We start from the raw sequence: 19,900 nt of genomic DNA, 5'->3' as shown, positions 1-19,900 counted from the left end.
GTGTTCGGGGGGAAACAGGTGACCAGATTCGACAGATATATGCTGTCGCAATTCATGGTGCTCTTCGGCTTTTTCGCGCTGGTGCTGGTGTCCATCTTCTGGCTCAACAAGGCCGTGCGCATGTTCGACCGGCTCATCGGCGACGGGCAACCGGCCTGGGTGTTCCTCGAATTCACCGCCCTGACACTGCCCGGCGTGATCGGTGTCGTTCTGCCCATCGCGGCCTTTGCGGGGGCGGTCTATGTCACCAACCGGCTGACCACCGAGAGCGAACTGACCGTGATGCAGGCCACCGGCTATTCGCCCTGGCGGCTCATTCGGCCGGTGTTTGTCTATGGGGTGATCATCGCGGTGATGATGTCGGTGCTGACGCATCTGCTGATCCCGGTCAGCCTGAGCCAGCTCCGACTGCGCCAGGCCGAGGTCACGCAGAATATCACCGCGAAGCTGCTGACCGAGGGCGAGTTTCTGCACCCGGCCCAGGGCATCACCTTCTATATCCGGGACATCACGCCCGAGGGCGAGCTGCGCGACGTGTTCCTCTCGGACCGGCGTGATCCCTCGACCACGGTCACCTATACCTCCTCCAAGGCGTTCCTCGTGCGCGAAGGGGACGGCACCAAGCTGGTCATGCTCGACGGGCTCAGCCAGATCCTGCGCCGCGACGGCAACCGGCTTTTCACCACGCATTTCGACGATTTTTCCTATGACATCTCCAGCCTGATCTCGCGCGACGAGGTGCAGCTGAACCATATCGCCTTCACCCCCACGCCCGAACTGCTCCTGCGGCCCGAGGCCACCGCCGAACGCACCGGGACCACCCTGGGCCAGGTCGCCTTTGAAGGGCATAACCGCTTCACCCAGGCGCTTTTGTGTATCGTCGCGGCCCTGGTGGGGTTCGCCACCCTGCTCCTTGGGACCCATAGCCGCTTTGGCGTCTGGTGGCAGATCGTGACGGCCTTCGTGCTGCTGGTCGGGATCAAGCTGATCGAAGGCTTCGTGGCCGCGCCGGTGCTGGCCAATGCCGCCCTGTGGCCGCTTCTCTACATACCGCCCGTTGCCGGGGCGCTGCTCACTGTGGCGCTGCTGCATATCGCCGTTAATCCGGGCCTTTTCCGCCGCCGCAGGCCGCAGACCGACGCGGGAGGGGCGGCATGATCCTGCATCTCTACTTCGCGCGCAAATTCTTCTGGACCTTCGCTCTCATAGCCTTTGTCTTTGTGGTGATCCTGGCCTTTGTCGATGTCGCTGACGAGGTGCAGGACTGGCCCGAACTGCCGTTTTCTTCGATCCTGGGCATCGTGGCGCTCAAGATCCCGTCGGCCAATTACGAGATCCTGCCGCTGGTGATGATCCTCGCCACCGTGGCGCTTTTCCTGCGGCTCGCGCGCTCGTCCGAGCTGGTGGTGGTGCGCGCCACGGGCCGCTCTGCGCTGCGCGCGCTGGTGGCGCCGGTGACCGTCGCCGCCCTGATCGGGGTGATCACCATCACCGTGTTCAACCCGATCGTCGCGGCCACCTCCAAGCGGTATGCCGATCTTGTGGCGGGCTATCGCGGCGGCGGCTCGAACGTGCTGGCCATCGCCTCCGAGGGGCTTTGGCTGCGCCAGGGCAATGAAACCGGCCAGACGGTGATCCACGCGATCCGCGCCAGCTCGGATGTGAGCATCCTGTTCAACACGACCTTCCTGTCCTTCGACCGCAACGGCATGCCCCTGCAACGCATCATCGCCGAAACCGCCGAACTGACCCAAGGACAATGGATGCTCAAGAAGGTCAAGCTCTGGGAGCTGTCGGCCACCGACAACCCCGAGGCCGCCGCGCAGGAGCTGGCAGAGCTGACCGTGCCCTCCGCCCTGACCCAGGATCAGATCATCGACAGTTTCGGCAAGCCCGAGTTCATTTCGCTCTGGGATCTGCCCGCCTTTATCGGCCAGCTCGAAGAGGCGGGCTTTTCCGCGCGGCGCTATGCGGTCTGGTACCAGATGGAGCTGTCACGCCCGCTCTTTCTGGTGGCCTTGGTGCTGATCTCGGCGGCCTTCACCATGCGCCACACCCGGCTCAGCAATACCGGCATATCGGTGCTGATCGCTGTGATGCTGGGCTTTGGCCTCTATTACATCCGTAACTTCGCGCAGATCCTGGGCGAGAATGGGCAAATCCCGATCCTCTTGGCCGGATGGGCCCCCCCTGTGGCCTCGGTCCTTTTGGGCATCGGCATATTGCTGATCATGGAGGACGGATGAGGTATCTTTCTGCCCTTCTGATGCTCCTTGTCTGCCTGAGCAGCCCCGCCCTGGCCCAGTCCACACCGCCCGGCCCGGCCATGCTGATTGCCGATGATGTGTTCCTTGAAGGCGACAACACGCTGGTGGCCGAGGGCAATGTCGAAGCCTTCTATGAAGGCCGCCGCCTCAAGGCCACGCGTGTCACCTATGACCGCAGCACAGAAACCCTGCGCATCGACGGCCCGATCACCCTGGTGGACGCAGAAGGCGACCTGCTGGTGCTGGCCGACGCGGCCGAGCTTGACCGCGCCATGGAGAACGGCCTGCTCAGCGGCGCGCGGGTGGTGATGGACGACCAGCTCCAGCTTGCCGCGCATGAGATGAGCCGCGTCAACGGGCGCTACTCGCAGCTCTATAAGGCCGCCGTCACCTCCTGCCGGGTGTGCGAGAACGGCCGCCCGCCGCTCTGGCAGATCCGCGCCGAACGGGTGATCCACGACCAGCAGGAACAGCAGCTCTATTTCGACAACGCCCAGTTCCGGGTGCTCGACACGCCCATCCTCTACCTGCCGCGCCTGCGCCTGCCCGACCCCACGCTGGAGCGCGCCAGCGGTTTTCTGATCCCGTCGGTCTATAACAGCTCGACGCTCGGCACCGGGGTGAAGGTGCCCTATTTCATCAAGCTCGGGGATCATGCGGATCTGACGCTGACGCCCTTCATCGCCACCAAGACGACAACGCTGGAATACCGCTATCGGCAGGCCTTCCGGAATGGCGAGATCGAGTTTAACGGCGCCTTTTCCGACGATGACCAGGGGGTGCGCTCCACCCGATCCTACATCTTCGGCGAAGGCCGGTTCGAGCTGAAGCGCGATTTCATCCTGACCTTTGATATCGAAGCGGTGAATGACGACACCTACCTGCTGGATTACAGCTATTCCGGCAAGGACAGGCTCGACAGCCAGCTTGCGGTCGAACGCGCCCGGCGCGATGAATATATCCGCGCGGCGATCACCCATTTCCGCACCCTGCGCACGAATGAGCAGGACAGTTTTGTGCCCACACTCTCGGCGGATGCCGAGTATGAGCGGCGTATTTTTCCCGCCCGCCTTGGCGGCGAGCTGCGCCTCTCGGCCGAAACCCACACCCATTTCCGAAGCTCCGACACGCTTCTGGATGGTGCGGATTTCGACCCTTACTCCGACGGGCTCGACCTCACCCGCTTCACCACCGAGGCCAACTGGTTCCGCAGCTGGATCCTGCCGGGCGGTGTGCATACGCGGCTGCAGACAGGCGTGGCCGTGGACAGCTTCTTTGTGGATCAGGCCGGGCTTACCTCTGACTCGCGCGACACCAACCTGACGCCCTCCGCCTCGCTGCAACTGCGCTGGCCTTTGCTGAAACGCACGGCCACCAATGCCACACATGTGATCGAACCGATGGTGCAACTGGCCTGGGTGGGCGGCGACGCGCTGAACATCCCCAATGACGAAAGCACGCTGGTGGAATTCGACGAAGGCAATCTGCTCTCGCTGTCGCGCTTTCCTGAACCCGACCGGCGTGAATACGGGTTTTCGGCCGCCTACGGGCTGAACTGGACCCGGCTTGATCCCCGCGGCTGGGAAACCTCCCTCGTCACCGGCCAGGTGATCCGCGACGAACGCCAGCTTGAACTGAGCGGGCTGTCCAGCTTTTCCAACGTCTCCGGCCTGCAGGGCCGCAGCTCCGATTTCCTGCTTGCAGGTCAGCTCAAGGCGCCCAACGGCCTCGCGCTCACCGCGCGCGGGCTGTTTGATGCCGGGTATCAGACCACCAAGGCCTCGGCCCGGGCCTCCTGGCAGAACGAGCTTGCCGATATCGGTGCCACCTATGTCTGGCTGCGCCGCGATCTGGCCGAAAATCGCCCCGGCACCATCTCGGAATGGTCGGTCGATGGCAGTTACCGGCTGTCGCGCCACTGGACGGGCAGTGCCAATTGGCGCTATGACGTGGCCAGTGACCGAAATGTGACAGCGGGGATCGGGCTGACCTACACAAATGAATGCGTCGAGGCGAAACTTTCGGCCTCGCGCCGCTTCACCTCTTCCACTATCCTTGAGCCATCGACAGACCTTTCGCTGACTGTGGCCTTGCGCGGCTTCTCGGCCAAAACGACGGATAAGAGCTATATCCGCACATGCAGGAACTAAGACGAATGACCATGCGCCCTTGCAAATCCCTGATGGCCCTTCTGGCGGCTCTGATGCTGGCGGCCCTCGCGCCCCTGCCCCTCTCCGCTCAAAACGCGTTCGAGGCGGTGATCAAGGTCAACGATCAGGCGATCACCCGCTACGAGATCGAGCAACGCGCCCGCATGCTGCAGCTCTTCCGCTCCCCCGGCAACCTGCCTGAACTCGCCCGCGAACAACTGATCGAGGACCGGCTCAAGCTCAGCGCCGCCCGCGCCAGCGGTGTCGTGCTCTCCGAGGAAGACGTCGAGGCCGGGGTCGAGGAATTTGCCGGACGCGCCAACATGACCGGCGAACAGCTGATCCGCGCGCTCGAAGGCGCCGGTGTCGGGGCCAGCACCCTGCGTGATTTCGTGCGTGTGGGCATCACCTGGCGCGAACTCAACCGCGCCCGCTTTTCCTCCCGCGTGTCGGTCACCGAGGATGACCTTGATCGCGCCAAAGCAGCCATTTCCGGGAGCAGCTCCAGCGTGCGTGTGCTCCTGAGCGAGATCATCATGCCCGCCCCGCCCAGCCAGGCCATGGCGGTGCAGGAACGCGCCTCGCGCATCTCTCAGGTCACGACCGAAGCAGAGTTTTCCGCCCAGGCGCGGCGCTACTCGGCCTCGCGCACCCGCGCCCGTGGCGGCCGGATGGACTGGGTGCCGCTTACTCAGCTGCCCCCCGCCCTGCGGCCCATCATCCTTGGCCTGGCCCCGGGCGAAGTGACCGACCCGCTGCCGCTTGAAGGGGCCGTCGCCCTGTTCCAGCTGCGCGACATCGAAGAGGTGGACGCGCCCGAGCCCGAATATGCCGCCATCGAATACGCCGCCTATTACATCCCCGGCGGCCGTTCGGACGCCGCACTCGCCACCGCCCGCCAGATCGAAGACAACACCGACACCTGCGATGACCTCTACGGCACCGCCCTCGGACAGCCCGAAGAGGTGCTGGAACGCACCAGCCTCGCCCCCGCCGAGATCCCGCAGGATATCGCCATCGAGCTGGCCAAGCTCGATCCGGGCGAAGTGTCGGCCACGCTCACCCGAAATAACGGCCAGACCCTGATGCTGCTCATGCTCTGCGGCCGCTCGCCCCTGCTCGAAGGCGAAGGCCCCACCGATCAGGATCTGACGCTCTTCATCACCAACCGCCGTCTCGACAGCTTCGCCAACGGCTATCTCGAAGAGCTCAAGGCCGAGGCCCGGATCGTCATCCTCGAATGACCCTTCCCATCGCGCTCAGCTGCGGCGAGCCTGCCGGCATCGGCCCTGACATTGCCGCCGCCGCCTGGGACGCCCTGCGCGCCGATCTGCCGTTTTTCTATATCGGGGACCCGGCGCACTTGCCGCAGGTGACCCCCATCGCCGAAATCGCGACCCCCGCCGAGGCCATAACGGTGAGCGCCTCCGCCCTGCCCGTTCTGCGCCATGATTTTCCCGGCCCGCGCATCCCGGGCCAGCCTAACCCGGCCCATGCGCAAGGCGTGATCGACGTGATCGCGCGCGGCGTGGATCTGGTGCAATCGGGCGCGGCCTCTGCCCTGTGCACCGCGCCGATCCACAAACAGGCGCTGCAGGACGGCGCGGGCTTCGCCTATCCCGGCCATACCGAATATCTTGCCGCCCTGGCAGGCGTGGACCGCGTGGTGATGATGCTGGCCTCCGACCAGCTCCGCGTCGTTCCCACCACCATCCACCTGCCCCTGGCAGAGGTGCCCGCCGCCCTCACACCAGAGCTGCTCGAAGAGACGATCCGTATCACCCATGCGGCACTGATCCGCGATTTCGACCTGCCCGCACCACGCCTTGCCGTGGCCGGGCTCAACCCCCATGCGGGCGAAGGCGGCAAGATGGGCCATGAGGAGATCACCCTGATCGCCCCGGTGCTCGACCGGCTGCGCGCCGAAGGCTTCACCATCGCCGGGCCGCTTTCGGCCGATACGATGTTCCACGCTGCCGCCCGTGCGCGCTATGACGTGGCCATCGCCATGTATCACGATCAGGCGCTGATCCCGATCAAGACGCTCGATTTCGACCGGGGCGTGAATGTCACGCTCGGCCTGCCCTTCCTCCGCACCTCGCCCGATCATGGCACGGCGCTCGACATCGCGGGTCAGGGGCGCGCCAACCCGTCCTCGCTGATCGAGGCGCTGAAACTGGCCGCCCGCATGGCCCGGGCCCGCGCGTGAGAGATCGCGGCTCCTTGCACGGTCGGCGCCCACTCGCCTGCGTCTTCTTGGCCGAAACACGCCCCCCGGCGGCAAAAATCCCTTTTCAAACGGGCGGCTTTTGCCGACAACCCGGAGCATGAGCCAGATCGACCCCCTTCCCCCGCTGCGCCAGGTGATCGCCGATCACGGCCTGACCGCGCGCAAATCACTGGGGCAGAATTTCCTTCTTGACCTGAACCTGACCGCCAAGATCGCCCGACAGGCGGGTACGCTCGACACGCATGACATACTCGAGATCGGCCCCGGCCCCGGCGGCCTGACGCGCGGGCTTCTGGCCGAAGGGGCGCGGCATGTGCTGGCCATCGAGAAAGACACCCGCTGCCTGCCCGCCCTTGAAGAGATTGCCGCCGCTTATCCGGGGCGCCTGACCATCCTCAACGCCGATGCGCTTGACGTCGACCCGCTTCGGCATCTCACGCCGCCGATCCGCATCGCCGCAAACCTGCCCTACAATGTCGGCACCGAATTGCTGATCCGCTGGCTCACCCCGCCGCAATGGCCTCCGGTCTGGGACAGTCTCACGCTGATGTTTCAGCGCGAAGTGGCCGACCGGATCGTAGCTCAGCCCGGCACCAAGGCCTATGGCCGGCTGGCCCTTCTCGCGCAATGGCGCACAGAGGCCCGCATCGTCATGTCCCTGCCGCCCGAGGCCTTCACCCCGCCGCCCAAGGTCTCATCGGCGGTGGTGCATCTGACCGCGCTGGCGCAGCCGCGGTTCGAGGCCGATGCCAAGACGCTGGAAGCGGTGGTGGCCAAGGCCTTCAACCAGCGTCGGAAGATGCTGCGCGCCGCCCTCAAGGGGCTGGCCCCGGATATCGAGGACCGGCTGATCGCCGCAGGGATCAAACCCACCCAGCGGGCGGAAACAGTGACGCTCGAACAATTCTGCGCCCTGGCGCGGCTGATGACCTAGACGGCGCAGGAGACGCCACGGGGTCAAACGCGCCCCGCGTGTGACACGGGGCTTCGGCCTTTGATTTCTACGGTAAAACCCGGTTATTCGGCGGCGGCGGCCGGTCCCTGATCGTCGCCCCCGGTCTCAGGGCCTTCGCCCTCAGCCTCGCCCTTGGGTTTGCGCGGCTTGCGCGGGCGCTTCGGCTTGGGCGGTTGCTGGCTTTCGGGGGTTTCCACCAGCCCGCTATCGTCGTCATCTCCGCCCACGACATCGGGCTGCGGCGCATCGGCCAGATCGCCCCCGCCATTCGACTCGCGTTCCTGACGCTGCGCGCGCTCGCGGTCACGCTCGGCCTGGCGCTCGCGGTTCTGGCGTTCCTGCTCCTCGCGCTTGGCCTCCTGTTCGCGCTGCGCCTCGCCCAGCAAGCGCAGGTAATGCTCCGCATGCTGCTGGAAGTTCTCCGTCGCCACCCGGTCGCCCGCCAGCTGCGCATCGCGCGCCAGCTGGTTGTATTTCTCGATGATCTGGCTCGGCGTGCCGCGCACCTTGCCCTCGGGGCCCGAGCTGTCAAACACCCGGTTGATGATGTTACCGGAGGGCCGGCTGTTATTCCGGTTCTTGTTACGCGAACGTGACTTCTGTGATCTCATGGGCTTTGCTGAACTGCCTTATGCTCAAAGCGTCGTGTGGCTGATCCGATTGGCACCCCTTGCGCCGCTGTGAATTCGGATCCCGACATGTCTTGGCTAGGTCAAGTCGGAGCGCCGAAGCGGAGCATCCGTGAACATGACTGATATTCAATAAACACGCAGTCGCCTTCGGCACAAGGGCAAAGCTTATATTTTGCGACTTTTCCGCGCGTTTTGGCGCAAAACAGTGTGTTTTTTGCCCATTCAGCCCGGGTTGCGGCCTTCAACGACCCGGTCATGGCCGTCAATATCTTGCCGTATCGCCACCTCTGCGAACCCCGCCGCGCGGACCATCGCACGCACCACCTCCCCCTGGCTGGCCCCGATCTCAAGGATCAGCCGCCCGCCCGGCCTGAGATAATCGCGGGCCTCAGCCGTGATCGCCCGGTAGGCGCTCAGCCCGTCGCCCTCATCGGTCAGCGCCCCGCGCGGCTCATAGCTCAGCTCGGGTGCGAGGCCGGCCATCTCCCCGGCGGCAATATAGGGCGGGTTGGACACGATCAGGTCGAAATCCCCGGTGACCCCGTCAAACCAGTTGGCCTCGATCAGCCGCGCCCGGTCGCGCAGCATCAGCGCCTCGGCATTGCGCTCGGCCACGCGCAGCGCGGCGGGCGCGATATCCGTGCCCAGCCCCGTGGCCCCGGCCCGTTCCGCCAGCAGCGTCAGCAGGATACAGCCCGAGCCGGTCCCAAGGTCCAGAACCCGGCAGAACGGTGCGGCCAGCGCCGCTTCGATCAGCGTTTCGGTGTCACCGCGCGGGTCCAGCACATCCGAGCTCACCTCGAACCGCCGCCCATAGAAATCGCGGTAGCCCAGCAGATGCGACATCGGCCGCCGCGCCTTGCGTTCAAGGATCGCCGCGATGAAATTCTCTTCTCTGAGCGGGTCGAACTCGTCCTGCAAATGCAGGGTCACGCGGCCCGGTTCGACCTCCAGAAAGGCGGCCATCAGGCGCCGCGCATCCCGTGCCGCCCCTTCGATTCCGGCCTCTGTCAGAAGTCGCGTACCGGTGGCCAGCGCCTCCTGAACTCTCACCCGTCCATCTCCGCCAGCAGCGCCGCCTGCGCATCCGCCGTCAGCGCGTCGATCACCTCATCCAGATCACCCTGCATCACCTGATCCAGCTTGTAGAGCGTGAGGTTGATCCGGTGGTCTGTCATCCGCCCTTGCGGGAAATTATAGGTCCGGATGCGTTCGGAGCGGTCGCCCGAGCCCACCTGTGCGGCGCGGTCGGCCGAACGTGCGTCATGCGCCTTCTGCCGCTCCAGATCAAAAAGCCGCGTTTTCAGAACCTGCATCGCGATTTCGCGGTTGCGGTGCTGCGACTTCTCCGAGGAGGTGACGACGATCCCGCTGGGCAAATGGGTGATCCGCACCGCTGAATCGGTCGTGTTCACATGCTGCCCGCCCGCACCGCTGGCACGCATGGTGTCGATCCGGATATCGTTCGGGTCGATGACCACATCCACATCTTCCGCCTCGGGCAGAACGGCCACGGTCGCCGCCGAGGTGTGAATACGCCCGCCGCTCTCGGTCTCGGGCACGCGTTGCACCCGATGGACCCCGCTTTCGAACTTGAGCCGCGCAAAGACGTTCTGCCCCTTCACATGGGCAATCACCTCCTTGATGCCGCCCAGCTCGGTCTGGCTTTCCTCGATGATCTCGAAACTCCAGCCATGCGCTTCGGCATAGCGCTGATACATGCGCAGCAGATCACCCGCGAACAGTGCTGCCTCCTCGCCCCCGGTTCCGGGCCGGATCTCAAGGATCGCAGGCCGTGCATCAGCCTTGTCCTTGGGCAACAGCGCCAGTTGCAGCTTGGCTTCCATCTCCGGCAGACGCGCCTCCAGCTCGGTCAGCTCCTCCTGCGCCAGCTCTCGCATTTCCGCATCGTCCAGCAGGACGCGCGCCGCCTCGATCCCGTCCTTGACCTCCTCATAGGCGCGGATTTCCTCCACCACCGGGCGCAGCTCGGCATACTCGCGGCCCAGCTGGGCTATATCGCCCTGGCCCTCGGCCATTTGCGCCTCGATATACTCGAAGCGTTGGGTGATCTGATAAAGGCGGTCTTGCGGTATCATGCGGCTTCATGTCCCGCATCGTCGAGGATTGGTCAAGGGGTCAGAACGTGCTATGATCGCCCCATGAAACAGCTTCTGACCTGTCTGGCCCTTGCAGGGCTTGCGGCCCCGGCCTTCGCGGATGTGAAGGGCCCCGGCGGCAAGGTGATCGACTGCTATTGCACCGACAAGACCGGCTCGCGCGTGGAGCTGGGCGAATATATCTGTCTGCAGGTGGACGGACAGATGTTCACCGCGCAGTGTCAGATGTCGCTCAACGTGCCGATGTGGCGCAAGACGCAGGATGGCTGCCTGTCGTCATCCCTGCCCCAGCAGAGCCAGCCAGCCCTCGACGCGGGCAGCGTTGACTCCTAGATCCGACTTGCCGAAACGCGACCGGGCGAAAATCGTCAGCCGCGCGCCGTCCTGGCGCACCGTGGTGTAGTCGGGAAAACCGAAAAGCGCGGTGCGCGTGACATAAGTCACCATGCCGTCCTCGACCGACCCGGCCAGCCGCTCGGTGCGCGGGGTCGCGCGGATGATCGCATCGAGCGCGGCAAGCGAGCCGTCAATCTCGCGCAGGTCGGAATTGGCCGAATGCCGCCGCGGCACCTCCTCGGGGATCCCATGCCAGGCCGCCGGATCGGTCGGCGCGATCCGCACCCATATGGCAAGCCCAGCAAGCAGCAGGGCAGCCGCGGCAAGCATCGGGATGAGCCATTTCATTGCATGTCCTAACGGATGGTTAACTTTGTACAAAATCTAGGGTGATTTTGTACAAAACGTACAAAATTCTATCCCCGACGGGTCCAGCCCCAAAGGCACAAAAGCTCCATTGCGATATGCGCGCCTGCCACCGCTGTGGCCCCCGTGGTATCATATTGCGGTGAAACCTCGACCACATCGCCCCCCACCAGGTTGATCCCCGCCAGATCGCGCAGGATGACCGACGCCTGCCCGCTGGTCAGCCCGCCCCAGACCGGCGTGCCCGTACCGGGGGCAAAAGCCGGGTCCAGCCCATCGATATCGAAGGTCAAATAGGTCTGATGGTCGCCCAGTATCTCTTTGATTTTCTTTGCAGTTTCAACCGGCCCGCGCAGATGCACCTCGCGCGCGTCAATGGTGTGCACGCCCAGCGTATCCTCGTTCGTCGTCCGTATTCCCACCTGCACCGAACGTGTCACGTCGATCAGCCCTTCCTTGACGGCCTTGTAGAACATCGTGCCGTGATCCACCCGGTCCATGTTGTCATCCGGCCAGGTGTCGGAATGGGCGTCGAACTGCAACAGCGACAACGGCCCGAACTTCTCGGCGTAAGCTCTTAGAATCGGGAAAGAAATATAGTGATCCCCCCCCAGCGTGATGGTCGCCACATCCTGCTTGAGGATACCTGCGATATGATCCTGCAAAGCCTTGGGAAAGGCCGGGATATTGGCATAGTCAAAGGCAAGATCGCCATAATCGACGATATTCAGCGCCTGCATCGGGTCATACCCGTCCCACCCGTAAGGGGCATCAAAGGGTTGCAAGGCACTCGCCTCGCGGATCGCGCGGGGCCCAAACCGCGTTCCTGGCCGGTGTGTTACCGCCTGATCGAACGGCACGCCGGTGATGGCGATATCGACGCCGGTCAGGTCCTTGGTATAGCGACGCCGCAGAAAGGAGGTGGCGCCGCCAAAGGCATTCTCGTAGCTCGGGCCGGTTAAACTTTCCCGCATAAATGCATGATCTACCGTCTCTTTTGCCTCTTCCAGTGACATATCCCTCTCCCTTATTCATGCGCCCCGAGCGGCAGCGCCTGTTCCACAAGCCGCGCAAAGAATGACGCTCCGATGGGGGCCACCGCGTCATTGAAATTGAACTCCGGGTGGTGCAAGCCCGGCCCCTCGCCCTGCCCGAGAAAGAGATACGCGCCGGGCCGTTTCTCCAGCATATAGGCGAAATCCTCAGCGCCCATTTCAGGTGGATAGCTCAGCGATACAGCGCCCTCACCGACAATTCCAGAGGCTACTTTCCCTGCAAATTCGGTGCTTTGCGCGTCGTTCTTCGTGGGCGGGTAGCCCAGTTCGATCCGCAGCTCCGCGCGCACGCCATAGGCAGCGGCCTGTCCCTCGACAATCTCCCGCAGGCGGCGAAACACCATCTCCTGAGTGGATTTTTCAAACGTCCGGATCGTGCCGTTGAGATAGGCGGTTTCTGGGATCACATTGTCGATCGTGCCGGTATGGATCTGCGTGACCGAGATCACCACATCGTCCCTTACACTTGAATTTCGACTTATAATTGTCTGAATTGCCTGCACAATCCCACACGCCGCCACAACCGGATCAAGGCATTCCTGCGGAAACGCGCCATGCCCCCCGCGCCCGGTGATGTCGATATGGAACGTATCCGCAGCCGCCATGATCGGCCCCGCTGTGGTCAGGAAATGCCCCTCCGGCACCCCGGGCAAGGTGTGCAGCGCATAGACCTGCGCGATGTCATGGCGCTCAAGAATACCCTCTTCGACCATCACCTGCGCCCCGCCCGGCCCTTCCTCGGCAGGCTGAAAGATCAGCGCCACCCGGCCCGCGAAGTTCCGCGTCTCGGCCAGATAGCGCGCGGCTCCGAGCAACATCGTGGTGTGTCCGTCATGGCCGCATGCGTGCATTTTCCCTGCATTCTCAGAGGCATAGCTCAACCCTGTCGCCTCATCGATGGGCAGCGCATCCATATCGGCGCGCAGGCCAATCGTCGGCCCCTCGCCCTTGCCGTGGAGGATCGCGACGACGCCGCTCGTGGCAATCCCGGTCTCGATCTCGGTGATACCGAAACTCCGCAGCTGCTCGACCACGAAACCCGCCGTTTCATGACAGTCGAACCCCAGTTCGGGATGGGCATGAAGATGCTGACGCCAGGCGGTCATCTGCTCGGCAAAGCCGGCAATGCTGTTGATCACGGTCATGGTCTGGACTCCCGGCTGATTGCCCGTCAGGGTCCACTCAACCCCAATCGGATGACAGGCGCAATGGCTGACGACACCCTGATTCACGACCCCAAGGGCGGGCTGCCCCGGCTGCTGACCATCATGCGCCGCCTGCGTGACCCCGAAAGCGGCTGCCCCTGGGATATCGAACAGGATTTTGGCACGATCGCACCCTACACGATCGAGGAAGCCTATGAGGTGGCCGACGCAATCGAGCGCGAAGCCTGGGGCGAGCTCAAGGACGAGTTGGGTGATCTGCTGTTGCAGACCGTGTTTCACGCGCAGATGGCGGATGAGAAAGGTCTTTTTGATTTCAACGCGGTAGCCGATGGAATCAGTGACAAAATGGTGGCGCGCCATCCGCATGTCTTTGGCGATGAAAGCCGGGACAAATCCGCCGAACAGCAGACCCGCGACTGGGAAACCGTCAAGGCCGCCGAGCGCGCGGCAAAGGCGCAAACCGGCGTACTGGACGGTGTCGCGGTGGGGTTGCCCGCGCTTCTGCGGGCCGTGAAGCTGCAAAAACGCGCGGCGCGTGTCGGGTTCGACTGGCCTGACGCGAGCCATGTGCTCGACAAGATCACCGAGGAGGCAGCTGAGCTGCGCGAAGCCGCCGAAACGCTGCCCCATGACAAGGTAGAGGAAGAGTTCGGCGATCTGCTCTTTGTGATGGCCAACCTCGCACGGCATATGGGGGTAGAACCAGAGGCCGCCCTGCGCCGGGCAAACGGGAAATTCACCCGCAGATTCGAGCGGATCGAGGCCCTGCTGGCCGAGCGCGGCAAACGCCCGGAGGATTCGGACCTCGAAGAGATGGACGCGCTCTGGGACCAGGCCAAGATGGAGGAGCGGCGATGAGCCCCCGCAAGATCATCATCGACACCGATCCGGGCCAGGACGACGCCGTGGCGATCCTTCTGGCTCTGGCCAGCCCCGAGGAGATCGAGCTTCTGGGCATCACCTGCGTGGCCGGGAACGTGCCGCTGGCGCTGACGGCGCGAAACGCCCGAATCGTGTGCGAACTGGCGGGTCGGCCCGATATGAAGGTGTTTGCCGGCTGCGACAGGCCCTTGGCGCGCGACCTGGTCACGGCGGAATATGTCCATGGCAAGACCGGGCTGGATGGCCCTGACTTGCCCGAGCCGACCATGCCGCTACAGCAGCAACACGCGGTTGATTTCATCATCGAGACGCTGCGAAACGCGCAGCAAGGCGCGGTGAGCCTCTGCCCCCTCGGCCCGCTCACCAATATTGCGACCGCGTTCAAGACCGCACCGGATATTATTGAAAAGGTTGATGAAATCATCCTTATGGGCGGCGCCTATTTCGAGGTTGGCAATGTCACTCCGGCGGCGGAGTTCAACATCTATGTCGACCCGCAGGCCGCCGATGCCGTCTTTCGCTCAGGCGTGAAACTCACCGTCATGCCGCTCGATGTCACCCATAAGGCGCTGGTCACCCAAGAGCGCAACGATGCCTTTCGCGCGCTCGGCACGCCGGTCGGCATCGCCGTGGCGCAGATGACCGAGTTCTTCGAACGCTACGACAAGGACAAATACGGCTCGCCCGGCGCACCGCTGCATGACCCATGTGTGACCGCCTATCTGATCCGGCCCGAATTGTTCAGCGGGCGCCATGTGAATGTCGAGATCGAGACCGCCTCCCCGCTGACCCTGGGCATGAGTGTCGCCGACTGGTGGGGTGTGAGCGACCGCGCGCCCAACGCGCTTTTCATGGGTGATCTTCACGCCGATGGTTTTTTTGATTTGCTGACAGAAAGGCTGGCCCGCCTATGACCGCGCTTACCCTTGCCAAACCCGACGATTTGCCGCGTGTGACAAAGCTCGTCGCGGATTTTCACGCCGAGGAAGGCATCAGCCAGGACGAGGCTGTCCGCGAGGCGGCGATCCTGCCCCTGCTCGAAGGTTCACCCCACGGCGCGGTTTATCTGATCGGGCCCGCACGCGCGCCCATTGGCTATGCGATCGTCAGCTTTGGCTGGTCGGTGGAATTTGGCGGGCTCGACGGGTTTCTTGACGAGATCTATATCCGCCCCGCCGTGCGCGGGCGCGGGATTGGCTCGGAGGTGTTGATCAGCCTGCCCAAGGCGCTCTCGGGTGCGGGCCTGCGGGCGCTGCATCTGGAGGTGGACAGGGAGAATGAAAAGGCCCGTAAGCTCTATGAAAAGCTGCATTTCGAGCCGCGCGAGCGCTATATGCTGATGAGCCGCAAAATGTAGCCTCTGGCGATTTCTCAAACACGGCTTATCTCAGCATCATGACCCTGCATATCCCCTTCGACAACACCTATGCCCGCCTGCCGAGCAACGCCTACACACGGCTCAAGCCGATGCCGGTCAAGGCACCTGTGCTCTTGCGCTTCAATGACGCGCTGGCCGCGGATCTTGGTATCATACTCGGCGAGGACGAGGATATGGCGCTGGCCTTTTCCGGCAATGCCATTCCGGACGGGGCCGACCCGCTGGCACAAGCCTATGCGGGGCATCAGTTTGGCGGCTTTTCCCCACAGCTGGGCGATGGCCGGGCGAACCTGCTGGGCGAGGTGCTGAACAGCGCGGGCCAGCGTTTTGACATTCAGCTCAAGGGCTCCGGCCCCACGCCCTATAGCCGCATGGGCGACGGGCGCGCCTGGCTTGGCCCGGTGCTGCGCGAATACGTGGTCAGCGAAGCGATGCATGCGCTTGGCATACCCACCTCACGCGCGCTGGCCGCCGTAGCCACGGGCGAAAGCGTCTATCGCGAGAACGGCGCGCTGCCAGGCGCGGTGCTGACCCGTGTCGCGTCAAGTCATATCCGCGTGGGCACGTTTCAGTTCTTTGCCGCGCGCCGCGATGTGACAAGCCTGCAGGCGCTTTTCGACTATGCCGTGGCGCGCCATTACCCTCAGGCCGACGGGCCCACGGCCTTTCTTGAGGCTGTGATTGCAAGGCAGGCCCGACTGGTGGCGCAATGGATGGGGGTCGGCTTCATTCACGGGGTGATGAACACCGATAACACCACGATTTCGGGCGAGACGATCGACTATGGCCCCTGTGCCTTCATGGATGTGTTTCATCCGGATCAGGTGTTTTCGTCAATCGACGCCCATGGCCGCTATGCCTATTCCAACCAGCCGCATGTGATTGTGTGGAACATGGCGCAATTGGCCACCTGCCTGGTGCTGCTGATGCCGGATGCGGACAAGGCCGTTGAGGAGTTCACCCGGATCGTCCATGCCATGCCGGACCTGATTCAGGCCGAATGGCGCGCTGTCTTTGGCCGCAAGATCGGGATAGCCGAAGCCACGGCGGAGGATGACGCGCTGATCGAAGGGTTGCTGCGTGCAATGGCTGAAAACCGGGCGGATTTCACCAATACCTTCCGGGCCTTGGGCACGGATAAGGCGCGCGATCAGTTTCTCGATCCCAAGGCCTATGACGCGTGGGAAGCCGACTGGCAGGCGCGGATCGCCGGGGAGGACACCCCGGAGGCCCGGATGCAGGCGGCCAATCCGGCCTTTATTGCGCGCAATCACCGCATCGAACAGATGATCCAAGCTGCGGTGGCCGGGGATTATGCACCGATGGAGCGGCTGCTCGACGTGCTGTCCCGCCCCTTCGAGGCACGCGACGAGGCCGCCGACCTCGCACGCCCGCCCGAGCCGTCGGAAGTGGTACGTGCCACCTTCTGTGGCACCTGAACCAGAGGGGTCGCCAGTCTGTTACTTGCGCAACCGGCTGAAAAACCTCGGGTTCTTCTGAACGAACTCATCGAGGATCGCGCCTAGCCCCCCTTTCGCGCGGCCCTTGAGATAGAAATACCCCGAGCCCGCCCCGATCAATGCGCCCAGAGTATCGACGATAAGGTCCCCCATCGTGTCCACGAGGCCCGATTTCTGCATGTTGAGGCCAAAGAGCTGATCCATGCCGAACTCGAACACTTCCCACAGCGCGCCGATGCTGAGCGCGAAACAGAAGGCGAAAAAGGCCACGGCGAAGGGCGGCGCGGCAAAGCGGTCGCCCTGGAACATCATGAAGACAAGGATGAACCCGATCAGACCGAAGCCCACCGCCGAGCCGCCATGCATCATGATATCCCACCACCAGAAACGCTCATAGAAATCATAGACTTCACCAAGAAAGACCGTGCCCCCGACAAAGAGGACAATCGCGGCGATGAAACTCGGAGGGACCACGATCTCGGCCCAGCGGGCGACAAAGACTGGCGCAAGAGACAAAAGAAGCGTCGCCGTGGAGACGAAAGCCAGCGACCACGGCCCAAAGATCAGCGCCTCCAGCGTGACCAGCACGAGCGCCAGCCAGATAAGGCGGGCCAGCCATGTCTGATCTGCGAACATGCGCGTGACATCCCTTTGGTAACGTGGTGAAATCTGTATGATATGTCGTCTTCTCACTTCAGAATTGCAAGTTACAACCTGCAAAAATGCGTCGGGCTGGACCTGCGGCGCAGGCCGGATCGCTCGCTGAATGTGATCAATGCGCTCGGGGCCGAGTTGGTGGTTTTGCAGGAGGCGGACAAGCGTCTGCCGCCGCGCCCCGCAGCATTGCCGCATGAAATGGCCGAGGCCGATGGCTGGCAGGTGTTGCCTTTCGGCGCGCCTGGCGGCTCGCTTGGGTGGCATGGCAATGCGATGCTGGCGCGGCCCGGTCTGCGCGTGATCGAAACCTCGCATATCGACCTGCCCGGGCTGGAGCCGCGCGGGGCCATCCGCGCCGATCTGGACACGCCCATCGGCCCGCTGCGGGTGATCGGGCTTCATCTGGGGCTGGTCCGGCGTTACCGGTTGCTACAGCTTGCGGCGATTTCGCGGATGCTGGGCCGGCTGGCGCCGCTTCCGACCGTGCTCGCGGGGGATTTCAACGATTGGGGCAAGGGTCATGCGATGGATGCACAGCTCAAGGGGGTCGATCTGCTGCCCGGCGCGCCAAGTTTTCCGGCAGCCCGGCCCGTGGCGCGCCTTGACCGTTTTGCGCTTGGTCCGGAATTGCGGCTGTTGCGCCTGGAGGCTTATGATGACCGGCCCGCGCGCGTGGCCTCCGATCACCTGCCCGTCTGGGCCGATCTGGCGCGACGCTAGCACGTCCGCCGACGACCGCAGCACAACAGGCGGCAGATGCAGACGCATTGCCACCTGTCACGAGTAATGGTGCGATTGTGGCACGCCTGCCGGGGGTGCCCCCGGCGCGGCGTGTCCTGCACGGTCTCTAGGCTGCCTTGGCGCGGGAACCGCCGCCGCCACCGCCGCGACGCCGCCGCCTGCGCGGCCCCCCACCCGGCTTGGCGCCGCGTGCGGGCCCTTTGCGGCCCTGCGGTTTGGCCGTGGGGTCAGGCAACTCTTCCCAGGCACGGCCGGAGGCCACAGGGATCGTGAGTTTCATCACTTTCTGAATGTCTTTCAGTTCACCCATTTCGTCGGGCGCGCAGAAAGCCACCGCCATACCGTCGCGGCCGGCCCGCGCCGTGCGGCCGATCCGGTGCACATAGTTTTCAGGCACATTCGGCAGCTCGTAATTGTAGACATGCTTCACATCCGGGATATCCAGCCCCCGCGCGGCCACATCCGTGGCCACCAGCACTGTCACCTCGCCGTCGCGGAATGCCTTCAGCGCGCGCTCCCTCTGACCCTGGCTCTTGTTGCCATGGATCGCGGCGACCGCATAGCCCGCCTGCTCCAGCCTGCGCGCCAGTTTGTCCGAACCGTGTTTCGTGCGGCCGAAAACCAGCGCCAGCTCGTCGCGATGCGCGTCCAGAAGCTCGATCAGCAAATTCGGCTTTTCAGCCTTGGCGATAAAGTGGACGCATTGAGTGATCTTGTCCGCAGCCTTGCCCGGCGGCGACACCTGCACGCGCTTGGGATGGGTCAGATAGCTTGCCGCGATCTCTTCCATCTGTTTGGGCATGGTGGCCGAAAACAGCATCGTCTGGCGTTCGGCGGGCAGCAGGCCCGCGATCTTGCGCAGCGCATGGATGAACCCGAGGTCGAGCATCTGGTCGGCCTCGTCCAGCACCAGAAAACGCGTCTGATCCAGCGTCAGCGCGCCCCGGTCCAGCAGATCGAGCAACCGGCCCGGCGTGGCCACGAGCACATCGAGCCCCCGGGCCAGACGGTTGATCTGCGGGTTGATGCCCACACCGCCGACCACCATGCCGACCTTGATCGGTGTGCCCGCCACGAGCGGGATCAACGCGTCCTTGATCTGCCCCACCAGCTCGCGCGTGGGGGCAAGGATCAGGCTGCGCACGGTTTTGGGCGCGGGTTTGCCGCGCTGCTCCATCAGCCCGGCGACAAGCGGCAGGCCAAAGGCCAAGGTCTTGCCGGTGCCGGTCTGTGCGAGACCCATGATGTCATGCCCGTCCAGCGCATGCGGGATGGCATGGCTCTGGATCGGGGTCGGCTCGCTAATGCCCTGGGCGGTCAGTTTCTTTACCAGCGGGCCGGGCAGGCCCATTTTGTCGAACAAAGTCAATTTCATATCCTTACTCCGGCCCGAGGCCCCTGCCCCAAGCCGGTTATGTGGCGATACCGTTCCGGCCCGCCTAGTCGTGGTTTCGCGCGCATCCTGACCCGGCGCATCCTGCACCCGGCTGATCCGGCGTCTGGCC

Annotated in this window: 20 protein-coding genes; 12 read left to right on the top strand and 8 right to left on the bottom strand. The window is 64.0% G+C overall.

The window, feature by feature from the left end:
* Positions 1–39: 39 nt before the first annotated feature.
* The 6 genes from lptF (at position 40) to rsmA (ending at position 7,581) form a co-directional block, all read left to right on the top strand.
* Positions 40–1,158 carry an LPS export ABC transporter permease LptF gene (lptF, locus tag EI983_RS08155; protein ID WP_157709025.1) on the top strand — a complete coding sequence of 373 codons (1,119 nt, stop codon included), beginning with the start codon at positions 40–42 and terminating at the stop codon, positions 1,156–1,158.
* The gene (gene lptG, locus EI983_RS08150; protein WP_157706880.1) at positions 1,155–2,246 is read left to right on the top strand and encodes an LPS export ABC transporter permease LptG; all 1,092 of its coding nucleotides are present in this window, start codon (positions 1,155–1,157) and stop codon (positions 2,244–2,246) included. Before lptF ends, lptG begins: the two co-directional genes overlap by 4 nt.
* Entirely contained in the window at positions 2,243–4,417 is a 2,175-nt protein-coding gene (locus EI983_RS08145) for an LPS-assembly protein LptD (RefSeq protein ID WP_157706879.1), read from the top strand. The genes lptG and EI983_RS08145 overlap by 4 nt, the downstream gene beginning before the upstream one ends.
* Positions 4,418–4,422: 5 nt before the next feature.
* The gene (locus tag EI983_RS08140; protein WP_198389399.1) at positions 4,423–5,661 is read left to right on the top strand and encodes a peptidylprolyl isomerase; all 1,239 of its coding nucleotides are present in this window, start codon (positions 4,423–4,425) and stop codon (positions 5,659–5,661) included.
* On the top strand, positions 5,658–6,626 hold the full coding sequence (pdxA, locus tag EI983_RS08135) for a 4-hydroxythreonine-4-phosphate dehydrogenase PdxA (RefSeq protein ID WP_157706877.1): 969 nt from the start codon (positions 5,658–5,660) through the stop codon (positions 6,624–6,626). The genes EI983_RS08140 and pdxA overlap by 4 nt, the downstream gene beginning before the upstream one ends.
* Positions 6,627–6,744: 118 nt before the next feature.
* A complete protein-coding gene (gene rsmA, locus EI983_RS08130) occupies positions 6,745–7,581 on the top strand; it encodes a 16S rRNA (adenine(1518)-N(6)/adenine(1519)-N(6))-dimethyltransferase RsmA (protein WP_157706876.1) in 837 nt (278 codons plus the stop codon).
* 83 nt (positions 7,582–7,664) lie between these two features.
* On the opposite strand, the gene EI983_RS08125 is transcribed toward rsmA, so the two are convergent.
* The 3 genes from EI983_RS08125 to prfA form a co-directional block, all read right to left on the bottom strand.
* Entirely contained in the window at positions 7,665–8,213 is a 549-nt protein-coding gene (locus tag EI983_RS08125; RefSeq protein ID WP_157706875.1) for a DUF4167 domain-containing protein, read from the bottom strand.
* A 243-nt stretch (positions 8,214–8,456) separates the two neighbouring features.
* Positions 8,457–9,287 (bottom strand): peptide chain release factor N(5)-glutamine methyltransferase, encoded by an 831-nt coding sequence (gene prmC / locus EI983_RS08120; RefSeq protein ID WP_157706874.1) that lies wholly within the window; start codon positions 9,285–9,287, stop codon positions 8,457–8,459.
* Entirely contained in the window at positions 9,284–10,333 is a 1,050-nt protein-coding gene (prfA, locus tag EI983_RS08115) for a peptide chain release factor 1 (protein WP_157706873.1), read from the bottom strand. The genes prmC and prfA overlap by 4 nt, the downstream gene beginning before the upstream one ends.
* 63 nt (positions 10,334–10,396) lie before the next feature.
* Between prfA and EI983_RS08110 the strand changes: the two genes are divergently transcribed.
* Complete coding sequence (locus tag EI983_RS08110; protein WP_157706872.1) at positions 10,397–10,687, top strand: hypothetical protein; 291 nt, start codon at positions 10,397–10,399, stop codon at positions 10,685–10,687.
* Here EI983_RS08110 and EI983_RS08105 read toward each other — a convergent pair.
* The 3 genes from EI983_RS08105 to EI983_RS08095 form a co-directional block, all read right to left on the bottom strand.
* Complete coding sequence (locus tag EI983_RS08105) at positions 10,631–11,038, bottom strand: DUF1499 domain-containing protein (RefSeq protein ID WP_157706871.1); 408 nt, start codon at positions 11,036–11,038, stop codon at positions 10,631–10,633. The two genes, EI983_RS08110 and EI983_RS08105, sit on opposite strands and share 57 nt — an antisense overlap.
* 68 nt (positions 11,039–11,106) lie before the next feature.
* Positions 11,107–12,072, bottom strand: coding sequence for an agmatinase (gene speB, locus EI983_RS08100; RefSeq protein ID WP_157706870.1), 966 nt, complete (start codon positions 12,070–12,072; stop codon positions 11,107–11,109).
* An 11-nt stretch (positions 12,073–12,083) separates the two neighbouring features.
* Positions 12,084–13,256, bottom strand: coding sequence for a M20 aminoacylase family protein (locus EI983_RS08095; RefSeq protein ID WP_157706869.1), 1,173 nt, complete (start codon positions 13,254–13,256; stop codon positions 12,084–12,086).
* Between the two features lie 63 nt (positions 13,257–13,319).
* On the opposite strand from EI983_RS08095, the gene mazG reads away from it, so the two are divergent.
* The 4 genes from mazG to EI983_RS08075 are packed head-to-tail and all read left to right on the top strand — an operon-like array spanning position 13,320 to position 16,976.
* Entirely contained in the window at positions 13,320–14,135 is an 816-nt protein-coding gene (gene mazG / locus EI983_RS08090; protein ID WP_157706868.1) for a nucleoside triphosphate pyrophosphohydrolase, read from the top strand.
* Complete coding sequence (locus tag EI983_RS08085; protein WP_157706867.1) at positions 14,132–15,073, top strand: nucleoside hydrolase; 942 nt, start codon at positions 14,132–14,134, stop codon at positions 15,071–15,073. Before mazG ends, EI983_RS08085 begins: the two co-directional genes overlap by 4 nt.
* Positions 15,070–15,516: a GNAT family N-acetyltransferase gene (locus EI983_RS08080; RefSeq protein ID WP_157706866.1), complete on the top strand. Its 447-nt coding sequence runs from the start codon at positions 15,070–15,072 to the stop codon at positions 15,514–15,516. Before EI983_RS08085 ends, EI983_RS08080 begins: the two co-directional genes overlap by 4 nt.
* A gap of 38 nt (positions 15,517–15,554) precedes the next feature.
* The gene (locus EI983_RS08075) at positions 15,555–16,976 is read left to right on the top strand and encodes a protein adenylyltransferase SelO (protein ID WP_157706865.1); all 1,422 of its coding nucleotides are present in this window, start codon (positions 15,555–15,557) and stop codon (positions 16,974–16,976) included.
* 21 nt (positions 16,977–16,997) lie between these two features.
* On the opposite strand, the gene EI983_RS08070 is transcribed toward EI983_RS08075, so the two are convergent.
* Positions 16,998–17,633: a DUF2238 domain-containing protein gene (locus EI983_RS08070; RefSeq protein WP_157706864.1), complete on the bottom strand. Its 636-nt coding sequence runs from the start codon at positions 17,631–17,633 to the stop codon at positions 16,998–17,000.
* 42 nt (positions 17,634–17,675) lie between these two features.
* Here EI983_RS08070 and EI983_RS08065 point away from each other — a divergent pair, with 42 nt between their 5' ends.
* The gene (locus EI983_RS08065; protein WP_157706863.1) at positions 17,676–18,374 is read left to right on the top strand and encodes an endonuclease/exonuclease/phosphatase family protein; all 699 of its coding nucleotides are present in this window, start codon (positions 17,676–17,678) and stop codon (positions 18,372–18,374) included.
* Between the two features lie 127 nt (positions 18,375–18,501).
* Here EI983_RS08065 and EI983_RS08060 read toward each other — a convergent pair whose 3' ends face one another.
* The gene (locus EI983_RS08060; RefSeq protein WP_484592896.1) at positions 18,502–19,764 is read right to left on the bottom strand and encodes a DEAD/DEAH box helicase; all 1,263 of its coding nucleotides are present in this window, start codon (positions 19,762–19,764) and stop codon (positions 18,502–18,504) included.
* Positions 19,765–19,900 lie beyond the last annotated feature (136 nt).

This window comes from Roseovarius faecimaris (assembly GCF_009762325.1).
GTDB classification, from domain to species: Bacteria; Pseudomonadota; Alphaproteobacteria; order Rhodobacterales; family Rhodobacteraceae; genus Roseovarius; species Roseovarius faecimaris.
The sequence above is the reverse complement of the archived record's forward strand: the minus strand, read 5'-3'. Positions and strand labels throughout refer to the sequence as shown.